Genomic DNA, 12,499 nt, shown 5'->3' with positions numbered 1-12,499 from the left:
TACAGCAGGTCCGTCAGCCGGTTCAGCGTGGCGGCAACATACCCGGCGGCAGTTTGCCGCCCATACCACGCATCATTTTCATCAAGCCGCCCTTGCCAGACATCTGCTTCATCATTTTCTGCATTTGCATAAATTGTTTCAGCAACTTATTAATATCCTGCACCTGACAACCAGAGCCCGCCGCGATCCGCTTTTTGCGTGAGCCTTTAATAAGGTCAGGGTAATTGCGCTCTTTTGGGGTCATCGAGTTAATAATAGCTTCCATCCGGACAAATTGTTTTTCGTCCAGCTGGCTGGCAGCACCAGCAGGTAAGTTTTTCATACCGGGCAATTTATCCATTAATGACATCATGCCGCCCATACCACGCATCTGCACCAGCTGATCCCGAAAATCTTCCAATGAAAAGCCTTTGCCTTTCATCATCTTCTGGGCCATCTTTGCCGCTTTGTCTTTATCGACTTTTTGTTCCAGATCTTCAATTAAGCTGAGCACATCGCCCATACCTAAAATACGCGAGGCAATCCGATCAGGGTGAAAGGGCTCTAATGCATCAGTTTTTTCGCCAGTACCAATAAATTTAATCGGCTTACCGGTAATATGACGAATAGATAGCGCCGCACCGCCACGGGCATCACCATCGGCCTTAGTTAAAATCACCCCGGTTAGTGGCAATGCTTCATTAAACGCCTTAGCGGTGTTAGCCGCATCCTGGCCAGTCATCGCATCAACCACGAACAGCGTTTCTATCGGTTTAACCGCAGCATGCAGCGCCTTGATCTCGTTCATCATGTCACTGTCGACATGCAAACGACCTGCGGTATCGACCAGCAGCACATCGAACATCCGGGTGCGGGCGTGGGCAATAGCCGCGTTAACGATTGCTACTGGTTGCTGAGTTAAGTCGCTGGGGAAAAATTCCACCCCTACATCAGCGGCCAGTGTTTCCAATTGTTTAATAGCAGCTGGCCGGTAAATATCAGCCGATACCACCAGCACTTTCTTCTTTTTGCGTTCTTTTAAAAATTTTGCCAGTTTCGCGACAGAGGTAGTTTTACCGGCACCCTGTAAACCAGCCATCAAGACGACTGCCGGAGGCTGAGTGTTCAGCGCCAGCTCTTCGTTGGCCTCGCCCATCGCCTCCTCTAAGGCTTGACGGACAATTTTCAGAAATTCCTGGCCCGGAGTCAGGCTTTTACTTACTTCCAGGCCGACAGAACGCTCTTTAACATTAGCAACGAAGTCACGTACTACTGGCAAGGCAACGTCTGCTTCTAACAGCGCCATCCGCACTTCGCGTAAGGTCTCTTTTATATTGTCTTCAGTCAGCCGGCCGCGGCCGCTGATATTTTTTAAGGTTTTACTTAACCGATCCGACAGGTTCTCAAACATTTTTATTACCCGTTTTCAACTATTGCGCCGATTATAACGCAGCCGGCCAGTTACGTCAGCCGCTTATCACATGCTAAAGTTACCAGCACTAACTCTAAGCCATAACTACTGGGCATTAGTAAATAGTTACCATACAATAGCCAACTAACTGAATTACAGGATTGTTGATGATGACCGGACTGCTTCCATTATTCGCATTAGCTGCCTATTTACTGGCAACAGGCTCAGTGTTAATGAGGTTATTTCATCCAAAAGGTCCGCATTTTAAATTAATGTTCAGTGCCGGGATCCTTGGGCTGGTATTACACATGCTGGCCCTGACTCAAACCCTGTTTACACCTGCCGGCCAGAACTTTAGTTTAATTAATGTCAGTTCTCTGGTGTGCTGGCTGGTTACTGTTGCAGTAACGGTAACTGCATTACGCACGCCTACTATATTGCTGCTGCCGGTGGTGTATGGCTTTGCAGCGCTAATACAAATTGCCACTCTACTGGTACCTCAGGACTTGCAGCTACAGCACTTTGAACAAGACATCAGCCTGCTGGTTCATATTTCCCTGGCTTTCCTGGCTTATGTGGTGCTTACCATGGCAACGTTGTACTCTTTTCAGGTCAGTTACATCAGCACTAAGTTAAAACAAAAAGACTTTACGCCGGTAAGTCAGTATTTACCGCCTTTAATGCAGGCAGAAACTATTCAGTTTCGGTTGCTAATGGCCGGCACTGTGTTACTCGGCATTGCGTTAGCTATTGGCGTGGTATTTATTGAAAATTGGTTAGGCAACGCCAACCTGCATAAAACCATACTCAGTACTTTGGCATTTCTGGTTTTTGCTAGTTTATGCTGGGGCCATGCCCGCAAAGGCTGGCGCGGCAGAACCGCTATTACCTTAATGTTAATTGGTACCAGCCTGCTTACTCTGGCCTATTTTGGCAGCCGTTTTGTCAAAGAAGTGATAATTGACCGCTTGGGCTGATTTTAATGGTTTTTGATGGCGCCTGGCGCTAATCTGCTGTTAAGATGCAAATTGATGTTTGGCAATAAAGGTATTTAGCTTTTGGACGACATATCGACCAGTACGCTGTTTATAATTCTAGGCGTGCTTATTGTACTTTCTGCTTATTTTTCAGGCTCTGAAACAGGCATGATGTCTGTTAACCCTTACCGCCTTAAACACCTGACAAATGCCAAAAATAAAGCTGCCTTGCGGGTTAGCCGCTTATTAAAGCGCCCTGACCGCTTAATCGGCCTGATTCTGATAGGTAACAATCTGGTCAACATTTTCGCCTCAACAGTGGCGACCATTATAGGTGTCAGGCTTTATGGCGACTATGGCGTTGCAATTGCGCCAATTGTACTGACTGTTGTTATTTTAATCTTCGCTGAAGTCACGCCAAAGACCTTAGCAGCGTTACACCCTGAAAAAGTGGCGCTGCCAACCTCAGCAGTGTTATCTGTTTTGTTGAAGATTTTCTATCCGTTTGTCTGGGCCCTGAACAAAGTAACCAATGGTTTGCTTAACTTACTTGGTGTTAGTCCGGAAAAGCACCAGGGCAATAGTTTAAGTGCAGAAGAGTTGCGTACCGTGGTGTATGAAGCCGGGGCGCTGATCCCTGAGCAGCATCAGAATATGCTGGTGGGAGTGCTCGATCTGGAAAATGCCACCGTTGAAGATATTATGATCCCGCGTAATGAGATTGTCGGCATCGATATTAATGACGAATGGAAAGATATCGAACGGCAGCTGGCTAACTTCCAATATAGCCGCATTTTGCTTTACCGGGATAATATTGACGATGCTATTGGTTTTGTTCACCCCCGTGAACTGATGCGCCTGCTGATTAAAGAGCAACTGACCAAAGCATCGCTATTGCGGGCTGCCAGTGAGATATATTTTATCCCGGAAGGCACACCGCTTAATACTCAACTATTAAAATTTCAGGGTGCCAAGGACCGGATTGGTCTGGTGGTAGATGAATATGGTGATATTCAGGGTCTGGTTACCCTGGCTGATATTTTAGAAGAGGTGGTAGGCGAATTTACCACCGACATTGCTGAAGATACCAACGAAGATATCCTGGCTCAGCCCGACGGCACATTTTTGATAGATGGCAGTATCAACTTACGGGATTTAAACCGGGAAATGAAAATGGCCCTGCCTACAGATGGCCCGAAAACCCTGAATGGTTTAATTCTGGAGTATCTGGAAGAAATTCCACAGGGCCGGTTAAGCGTTAAACTGGCGGGCTACCCGATGGAAATTGTAGATGTACAGGACAATATGATTAAAAGTGTCCGGCTGCTGATTAGTCCGAAAAAATCCATGCTGAAAAACCTGTAAATTAATTCTGGACACCATTAGAACTATATTTGCCAGCAGCGTTAATCAAAGAGCAGCCGTCGTAACCAACCACGCTGCAAATCTTTTTCACACTTTTTCAGTTGCGCACTGTATATCTTTGCCCGATCATCCACCCGACGGGCTACCGTCAAAAGCCAGGCTTTTTTTTTGTAACTACCGCGCCGGTATCCGCCCCAGCCTTCATGGTAATTCAGGTATTGGTTGTAACCGTCCCACTTCGACACCTTATTCAGACGGTGCGTTTTATCGATGTACCAACCCATAAAGTCGATAGCATCGGCAAAATCGTCACGACTGGCCCAGAACCTATCTGCTTCTTTGACATATTCATCCCAGGTAACCGTTTTGGCCTGAGAATAGCCATAAGCTGAACTGGCACGGCCATAAGGAATAAAGCCCAGAAACCAGCGCATCGGCGGCCTGGCGTTATGTTTAAAGCTGCTTTCCTGGTACATAATACTCATGGGCAACGCTATTGGCATCCCCCATTTATCGCTGGCGGCTGCCGCTGCTTTATACCAGGAACGGTTTTCCCGGAAAATGTCGCATATATCAGAGGTGTTCTGCGGGGGGGGAGTGCTACAGCCGACAAGCACCACAGCTAATGTCAGTGCAACTGCATTTTTAAAGTATTTATTGTTAATTTGAACTTTACTCATCAGCCTGATTCTAACAGTGTGCAAGGATGCAAACCAAGTTTTTTGTTTTTCCCTGGATTCTCCTTTTAACGGCTGCCATCAGGCAGCCGCTTTTTTTTATGATGATTTTTTTCAAGTTTTTTCAGATACTCTCAGCAATTAACTGCAGGCCGGCACTTCCGCAAAATATTCAGAAATGTACTGGTCAAAACTCAGAGTATCGGCTGCCTCAATTTGCTGCTGTTTTTGCACCGACTCCGTTGCTGCCCTAGCAAAATCTTCGGCATTGTAGAACTGATACTGTTCATTAAGTAGCTCTGCCCGATACTGTTCGGCTTTTGCCAGCATAAAATGACCATTGTCCTGTTGATCAGCAAGCAACTGGTTTAATAGTTTGCCTGAAAAGGTCTGCGCCGGATCCAGTAAACACAGGTAGTACTGTTTTAACGCCGCCTGATACGCTGTGCCCTGATAAGCAGAATCAAGCCAGTTAGCTATTGGCATCATGTCGGCGAATATTTGTTCAGCCCAGTCCAACATTAGCCTGTTGTTACCATCTTGCATTAGTTCAAGGTTAATACGCCGGCCATCGGTAACAACCTTTCGCAGATTCTGTTCGGTTATCGTTTGTTGCTCATCAGAAAGTGGTGGGCTGTCCTGTAATAAACAGTAAAGCAAAAAGATATCGAGTAAACGCATTTGCTCAGCATTAATGCCAATACTACTAAAGGGATTAACATCCAGCGCCCTTACTTCAATATACTCAACCCCACGTTTAGCTAGAGCACAGGTAGGCCGCTCACCCGACTCAGTTGTGCGCTTTGGCCGGATAGTCGAATAAAATTCATTTTCAATCTGCAGTACATTGCCATTCAGTTGTTGGTATTCACCATTTTTCTTTACACCAATATCCTGATACTCAGCCGATGGCTGACTAACCGCGCTATGCAAACCGGCAATGTATTCCGGCAGACTATTGTAAGTAATACTGAGGCTGGACTGAGCACTGTTGGTATAACCTAAATCGCTCATCCGCAATGACGTGGCGTAGGGTAAATACAGTGTGCCTTTACCCAGTTGCTGGAAAGGATAACGTGAACTACGCCCGGCCAGAAACGATTGACACATGGCCGGCGATGCGCCAAACAAATAAACGATAAGCCAGGCATAGCGTTTGTAATTGCGAATAAGCGCCAGATATTGCTCTGAAATAAAGTCTTGCAAAGTGCTCTGGTCACCGAGTTGCTGCTGATAGAGCCGCCAGAAGCTTTGTGGTAGCGAAAAATTATAATGTACCCCACTAATAGCCTGCATCATACTACCGTAACGGTTGTGCAGCCCTTTGCGGTATAACGTCTTCATCCGGCCAACATTTGAATTACCATATTGTGCCAATGGAATAGTGGTTTCCTTATCAATAAAGCACGGCATACTGGCTGGCCAGAGCCCTTCTGCTCCCAGTTGCTTCACCGTATAACGGTGAATATCTGCTAATTGAGCCAGGGTGGTATCAATACTGTCGCTGGCCGGAGTAATAAACTCAAGCAGCGACTCTGAAAAGTCAGTGGTAATCCACGGATGGGTTAATGCAGACCCCAGGCTGGCAGGATGTGGCGTCAGGGCAAGACTACCATTGCTATTAATTCGCAGAGTTTCGCGCTCAATCCCCCGCTTTATCCCGACTACAGCATCTTTATTTTGATCGGAAGCCAGCGCATGCAGGCGATGTTGCAGAATATCAGCCAAGTGGGACCCTTACTTTTAAATTGTGCCATCCAACATGGGGTGGCAACGTCAAAATCTCAAGCATTACTGCTAATTTACCGCGCAGAAGTAAATTCAACAATCTCTTTGTAGCGACTGTGCGCTCAAATAGCCTTAATGTGCAGGTGAGTTTGCTGAAATAAACTATGATTTACAGTAGTATTGAACGCATAGTCCTTAAACCCTAACTGGAGCAGCATGAAGCGTCGTAACAGCCACCTGATCAACGAAGAAGTAAGCTACTCCGCCAGCGAAGAGCTGGTATCCACTACCGACTTACGTGGCGTTGTCACTTATGCCAACGACGCCTTCTGTAAAATTGCTGGCTATAGCAATGATGAATTAGTCGGTAAAAATCATAATATCGTTCGCCATCCTGATATGCCAGCAGCGGCCTTTGCCGACTTATGGCAAAAACTTAAGAAGGGAGAATCCTGGCGCGGCATTGTAAAAAACCTTTGTAAGGATGGCCGCTACTATTGGGTCGATGCTTTTATCACACCAATATTTCAGCAAGATAAACTGGTTGGCTACCAGTCAGTAAGGGTTAAACCCGATAGTCAGACTGTCAAACGGGCTGAATTAAGTTACCCGGCGATGCTGGCAGGTAGAATACCTTCTGATTGGCGTAGCAATTTCGGCGCTAAACGGCTGCTGGCAGTATTGTTGTCGGTTACCGTTATTGCAGCAGGTAGCTGGTTTTTCGGGTCGGCATTTTTACTAGCAACCCTGTTACCGTTAATTTTTCTACTCTGTTTCTATGACGAATTACTGGTTATTCCCAATAAGTTACAGCTGCAGAAACAGCAGTTTGATAGCGTTTCCCGCTGGATTTATTCCGGCTTTGGCCCATTTGGTATTGCCGATTTCCACAATAAGATGTTGCAGGCTCGCTTAAGAACAGTACTGGGCCGTACCCTGGACAGTACTACTGCCCTAAGTCATATTGCCGAAAGCCAGACGGAGGCGGTGAAACTAACCGAACAAGGTGTAGCTAAGCAAAAGCAGCAACTAATCGGCATCGCTACTGCTATTCATCAACTGAACGCCACCGTGCAGGATATCGCCAGCCGTACTGTTGATACAAACCAGCATGTGGCTGCCACTCATGCAATTTGTGAAGCTGCCAAACAAGCCATGCAGCAAACTGCCAGCACCGTCCAGCAATTCGCTTTAGAAGTTAGCGGCGCGGCCAATACTGCTGATAGCCTGGCAACGGAAGCCGAGCGAATTGGCACCGTGATGACTGAAATTCAGGGTATCGCCGATCAAACCAATTTACTGGCACTTAACGCCGCAATTGAAGCGGCCAGGGCTGGCGAGCATGGCCGTGGCTTTGCAGTAGTCGCGGATGAAGTAAGAGCCTTATCAACCCGCACCCATAAAGCGACAGAACAAATTAAATTATCTATTGCTGAAATTCAGCAAACGCTGCTGAGCTGGGGCAAAGTGATGCAACAAAGTAAAGAGCAAACGGAGTTGTCTGTTAATCAAACCAAACAAAGCCAGGCGCAACTTGCAGAGATTGTCAGCATGATGAATACCATTACCAGCCTCTCTGGCCAGATAGCCACAGCGGCTACCCAGCAAGGCGCAGTAGCTCAGGATGTTGAAGCTAATGTCGGTGCTATTCAGAGTATTGCAGATAGCAATCTGGCCAATATAAAAATCGTTGCTGAAAACAGTCAGCAATTACAACAGAAGGCTGTCGAAATCAGAAGTTTGAACAAGAGTTTTGGCTGATAAACCAATGCCGTTACTTTTGAAGTAACGGCATTGTTAGCTGGAGAGTATCAGTTAGAAAAATAGCGTTACGGCCTGGGTTCGTTATCAGGCTCGTCAACTTTTACTGCATCATTACGTTCCTGCAAATCATCCGCGAAATCAGCATCATTAGTATCACCAACTACATGCTCCAGCTTTAACTTGCGCACACTGCGTATAGTCGTAACCGGCCCAGAGCAGGCATAAATAAAGAAGATACCAAACAGCATTTCTGCCGGACGGGCAGCGATAACCACAAACACTAACACCACACATAATATCGCAAGAAACGATACCCGATCGCGCCAGTTAACATCTTTAAATGAATGATAGCGAAAGTTGCTTACCATCAGCAAGCCGGTAACAATAGTAAGCAAACCAACCAGATAGCCAATTTTGTCACCATTTATTTCGTAAATAGATCCGGTCCACACCATACCGGCAATGATTGCCGCTGCAGCCGGACTGGCTAACCCCTGGAAAAACCGGCCATCGGTAACACTCAGGTTCGCATTAAAGCGTGCCAGGCGCAGCGCTGCGCAAGCCACAAAAACAAATGCAGCCAGCCAGCCAAATTTACCTAAATCAGCCAGACCCCAGTTGTAAGCCACCAATGCAGGTGCAACGCCAAATGACAGCATATCTGACATACTATCGTACTGGGCACCAAACTCACTCTGAGTATTAGTCAGCCGGGCAACCCTACCATCCAGGCCATCGAAGATCATCGCAATAAAAATGGCGACAGCTGCGGCTTCAAACCGGCCATTCATCGATGAAACAATTGCAAAAAAACCTGCAAATAAACCACCTGTTGTCAGCAGGTTTGGCAGCAGATAAATGCCTTTACGTGGGCTTGAGTCTGTACTTTTTGAATCAGTCATAACACATCTATTCTGGTTAGTAATAAGTAGATTATAAGGGACTTACCTTAACATGGATAGGTAAACGGCAAAAGTTGCTGCACTGCCAGCCGCTACTCAACTGACTTTGTACAACAAAAATAAAAATAGCTACCGAGGGATTTCAGCCCCCCGGCAGCTATTATCCTGTTACTACCAATATTTGAGTGTTAACGCGCAGCTTAGCTGCTAATAACAAACTGCTCGCCATCATGATCAACTTTAATCGTTGCTCCGGGTATCATAGTGCCCTGCAACAAGGTCTGGGCTAACGGGTTTTCCAGATGTTGTTGAATAGCACGCTTTAACGGCCTGGCACCAAATAGAGGATCAAAACCCACTGCAGCCAGTTTTTCCAGTGCGGCCTCGGTTACTTCCAGCTCGAACTGGCGATCCTGCAAGCGTTTCTCCAGCCTGCCCAGTTGAATACGGGCAATTTTCTTAATCTGGCTGGTATCCAGCGGATGAAACACCACGGCCTCATCTAACCTGTTTAAAAACTCCGGCCGGAACTGTTTGCTTAGTACTCCCATCAACATATCTTTCATTTGCTGATAGCTGTATTCCTGATAATGCTCCTGAATCAGGTCTGATCCCAGGTTGGACGTCATAATAATAACGCTGTTTTTAAAATCGACAGTCCGGCCCTGGCCATCAGTTAACCGGCCATCATCCAGCACTTGCAGCAGAATATTAAATACATCCGGGTGGGCTTTCTCTACCTCATCCAACAGGATCACCGAGTAAGGCTTCCGGCGAACCGCTTCAGTTAAATAGCCGCCTTCCTCATAGCCAACATAGCCAGGAGGTGCACCGACCAGCCTTGAAACGGCATGTTTTTCCATAAACTCTGACATATCTATCCGGACCATGGCATCAGGGCTGTCGAATAAAAACTGTGCCAGTGACTTGGTTAGCTCGGTTTTACCTACCCCGGTTGGCCCCAGAAACAGGAAAGAGCCAATAGGTTTGTTAGGATCAGCCAGGCCTGCCCGCGAGCGGCGGATAGCGTTAGCCACTGCGGTAACTGCCTCGTGCTGGCCAACCACAGTACCATGCAGTGCATCTTCCATCCGAAGCAACTTATCGCGCTCACCTTCGAGCATTTTACTTACCGGAATACCGGTTGCTTTGGACAGTACATCAGCAATTTCCTGCTCGGTGACTTTATGGCGCAGTAAGGTCATCTCCTGCATTTCAGCCTGACTGGCTAAATCAAGCCGTTTTTCCAGCTCAGGAATACGGCCGTACTGCAGCTCTGACATCCGCTGCAGATCACTCACCCGGCGGGCAACTTCTAAGTCGAGCCTTGCCTGCTCCAACTCAGCTTTAATATTCTGGGTACCTTGCAAGGCGGCTTTTTCAGACTCCCATACCTCATCCAGCTCATTATAATTTACATCAAGCTCCTGAATTTGCTCCTGAATAATATCCCGGCGCTTTTTACTGCCCTCGTCTGACTCTTTGGCCAGAGCATTATCTTCCAGTTTTAGCTGGATGATCCGCCGTTCCAGCCGATCCAGTTCTTCTGGTTTCGAATCCATCTGCATCCGGATGCTGGAAGCTGCTTCGTCGATTAAATCTATTGCTTTGTCCGGTAGCTGTCTGTCACTGACATAACGGTGCGATAACGTCGCCGCAGCAACGATAGCCGGATCGGTAATTTCAACAGCATGGTGTAATTCATAACGCTCTTTTAAGCCTCGCAAAATGGCAATGGTATCCTCGACACTGGGCTCTTCAACCAATACTTTTTGAAAACGCCGCTCAAGCGCCGCATCTTTTTCAATATATTTACGATACTCGTCTAAGGTAGTGGCCCCCAGGCAATGCAATTCACCGCGGGCCAGCGCGGGTTTCAACATATTGCCGGCATCCATGGCGCCTTCTGCCTTGCCGGCACCAACCATGGTATGAATTTCGTCAATAAACAAAATCACCTGGCCTTCTTCTTTAGCCAGCTCATTTAATACTGCTTTTAAGCGCTCTTCAAATTCGCCACGGTATTTGGCACCTGCCAGTAAAGAGCCCATATCCAGTGATAACACCCGTTTGTTCTTAAGGCCCTCAGGCACTTCTTTATTAATTATCCGCAGTGCCAACCCTTCAACAATGGCGGTTTTACCCACACCAGGCTCACCAATTAACACCGGATTATTTTTTGTACGACGTTGTAATACCTGAATACAACGACGAATTTCTTCATCGCGGCCAATTACCGGATCAAGCTTACCTGCTTCAGCACGGGCAGTAAGATCGATAGTATATTTAGTTAATGCCTGACGACTGTCTTCAGCATTAGGGTCATCCACATTCTGGCCAGCCCGGATATCGTCAATTGCAGCGTTTACTTTGTCTTTAGAGACACCAAGCAGGCGCAGAATATTGCCAAGTTCAGTTTTATCTTCGGTAGCAGCCAGCACAAACAATTCACTGGAAATAAACTGATCTTTGCGTTTCTGGGCAAATTTATCGCATTGCTGCAACAGCTGGGCAGTTGCCGCAGACAATTGTAAATTGGTACCCTCGCCTTCTACCCGAGGCAAATGCTCAATCGCTTTACTGACTTTGGCTCGTAGCTCATTAAAATTAATCGCGATTTTGTTGAGTAAATCACGCACAGTGCCGCCTTCCTGATTCAACAGGGCGAACATTAAATGCACCGGCTCGATAAACTGCTGATCACGCCCCAGCGCCAATGATTGCGCATCGGCAATCGCTTCCTGGAATTTACTGGTAAATTTGTCTAAACGCATGCTTAGCTCCACATCATGTAACCTAGATGTGTAGTAAGATTGGGTGATGTTGGGCAAATATCAAGCAACAAACGTCAAAAATTTGACTTAGATCAGAAAAACATCTTAGTTGTAGGGAGCTGGCGTGCTACTCCAACCAGATAGCAGTGGCCATCCGGCCCGTTTGGCCATCGCGGCGATAGGAGAAAAAATCTGCTGCTTGCTGATAGGTACAGAGCGCTCCACCATAAACAGCTGTTACACCGCAGTGCGCCAGGCGCTGACGCGCCAGCAAATACAAATCTGCCAGCCATTTATCCTGTTTAGCTGCAATAAAAGCGCTGCTCGCAGTAGGATCCTGCCGGATAAAGGCAGTGCGCACTTCAGGACCCACTTCAAAAGCCTGTTGGCTGATAGCAGGCCCCAGCCATGCGAGGCAATCTGCCGGTTGACTGAACAACTGCAAAGTATTTTCTATCACGCCATCACATAAGCCCCGCCAGCCAGCATGCACAGCCGCCACTTCAGTGCCCTCTTTATTACAAAGCAATAGCGGTAGACAGTCAGCAGTCATTACCGTGCATATAAGCCCTGACCGGCGGCTAAAGCTGGCATCGGCATTAATATCGTCAGTGACTGTCTGGGTAAGGGTAATACAGCGGCTGCTATGAGTTTGATTAAGCCAAACGGGTTGCGCTGGCATTGCAGCCTTAGCATGAAACAGCTGGCGGTTGTGACTTACTGCCGCTGCATCATCACCAACATGATTGCCTAAATTCAGACTATAGTAAGGCCCGGTTGAACAGCCCCCTGCCCGGGTAGAGCTGACAGCCTTCACGTTGGCAGGCGCCGGCCAGGCAGGAGTTATCAACTCAGGCTTTGCCCGAACAGGAGTCCTCAACGCAGGCTTCTCCGGGAAAGAGTCATCACCTCAGACATCTCC

9 protein-coding genes are annotated in these 12,499 nt (G+C 47.3%); 3 read left to right on the top strand and 6 right to left on the bottom strand.

The genetic code is table 11. The features are described 5' to 3' along the window. Positions 1-22: 22 nt before the first annotated feature. The gene (gene ffh / locus H141_RS0106115) at positions 23-1,390 is read right to left on the bottom strand and encodes a signal recognition particle protein (RefSeq protein WP_019675364.1); all 1,368 of its coding nucleotides are present in this window, start codon (positions 1,388-1,390) and stop codon (positions 23-25) included. 167 nt (positions 1,391-1,557) lie between these two features. On the opposite strand from ffh, the gene H141_RS0106110 reads away from it, so the two are divergent. Both H141_RS0106110 and H141_RS0106105 read left to right on the top strand, forming a co-directional pair. Beyond that, positions 1,558-2,367 carry a cytochrome C assembly family protein gene (locus H141_RS0106110; protein WP_019675363.1) on the top strand — a complete coding sequence of 270 codons (810 nt, stop codon included), beginning with the start codon at positions 1,558-1,560 and terminating at the stop codon, positions 2,365-2,367. 81 nt (positions 2,368-2,448) lie between these two features. Next, entirely contained in the window at positions 2,449-3,732 is a 1,284-nt protein-coding gene (locus tag H141_RS0106105) for an HlyC/CorC family transporter (RefSeq protein WP_019675362.1), read from the top strand. Positions 3,733-3,773: 41 nt separating this feature from the next. Here H141_RS0106105 and H141_RS0106100 read toward each other — a convergent pair whose 3' ends face one another. Both H141_RS0106100 and gshA read right to left on the bottom strand, forming a co-directional pair. Continuing rightward, positions 3,774-4,412 (bottom strand): transglycosylase SLT domain-containing protein, encoded by a 639-nt coding sequence (locus H141_RS0106100; RefSeq protein WP_019675361.1) that lies wholly within the window; start codon positions 4,410-4,412, stop codon positions 3,774-3,776. 138 nt (positions 4,413-4,550) lie between these two features. After that, positions 4,551-6,137, bottom strand: coding sequence for a glutamate--cysteine ligase (gene gshA, locus H141_RS0106095; RefSeq protein ID WP_019675360.1), 1,587 nt, complete (start codon positions 6,135-6,137; stop codon positions 4,551-4,553). Between the two features lie 216 nt (positions 6,138-6,353). Between gshA and H141_RS0106085 the strand changes: the two genes are divergently transcribed. Then, positions 6,354-7,898, top strand: coding sequence for a methyl-accepting chemotaxis protein (locus H141_RS0106085; RefSeq protein ID WP_019675358.1), 1,545 nt, complete (start codon positions 6,354-6,356; stop codon positions 7,896-7,898). Positions 7,899-7,966: 68 nt separating this feature from the next. Here H141_RS0106085 and pssA read toward each other — a convergent pair whose 3' ends face one another. The 3 genes from pssA to pgeF form a co-directional block, all read right to left on the bottom strand. Next, a complete protein-coding gene (pssA, locus tag H141_RS0106080; protein ID WP_019675357.1) occupies positions 7,967-8,803 on the bottom strand; it encodes a CDP-diacylglycerol--serine O-phosphatidyltransferase in 837 nt (278 codons plus the stop codon). Between the two features lie 200 nt (positions 8,804-9,003). Beyond that, positions 9,004-11,577: an ATP-dependent chaperone ClpB gene (gene clpB, locus H141_RS0106075; RefSeq protein ID WP_019675356.1), complete on the bottom strand. Its 2,574-nt coding sequence runs from the start codon at positions 11,575-11,577 to the stop codon at positions 9,004-9,006. Between the two features lie 127 nt (positions 11,578-11,704). Further along, positions 11,705-12,457 (bottom strand): peptidoglycan editing factor PgeF, encoded by a 753-nt coding sequence (pgeF, locus tag H141_RS0106070; protein WP_157610788.1) that lies wholly within the window; start codon positions 12,455-12,457, stop codon positions 11,705-11,707. Positions 12,458-12,499 lie beyond the last annotated feature (42 nt).

This window comes from Arsukibacterium perlucidum DSM 18276 (assembly GCF_000382165.1).
In the GTDB taxonomy this organism is placed as follows: Bacteria; Pseudomonadota; Gammaproteobacteria; order Enterobacterales; family Alteromonadaceae; genus Alishewanella; species Alishewanella perlucidum.
The sequence above is the reverse complement of the archived record's forward strand: the minus strand, read 5'-3'. Positions and strand labels throughout refer to the sequence as shown.

Bases quoted from the DNA above. Each gene is read 5' to 3' on its own strand.
- ffh (WP_019675364.1), bottom strand. From the start codon at position 1,390: ATGTTTGAGAACCTGTCGGATCGGTTAAGTAAAACCTTAAAAAATATC.
- H141_RS0106110 (WP_019675363.1), top strand. From the start codon at position 1,558: ATGATGACCGGACTGCTTCCATTATTCGCATTAGCTGCCTATTTACTG.
- H141_RS0106100 (WP_019675361.1), bottom strand. From the start codon at position 4,412: ATGAGTAAAGTTCAAATTAACAATAAATACTTTAAAAATGCAGTTGCA.
- H141_RS0106085 (WP_019675358.1), top strand. From the start codon at position 6,354: ATGAAGCGTCGTAACAGCCACCTGATCAACGAAGAAGTAAGCTACTCC.
- pssA (WP_019675357.1), bottom strand. From the start codon at position 8,803: ATGACTGATTCAAAAAGTACAGACTCAAGCCCACGTAAAGGCATTTAT.
- clpB (WP_019675356.1), bottom strand. From the start codon at position 11,577: ATGCGTTTAGACAAATTTACCAGTAAATTCCAGGAAGCGATTGCCGAT.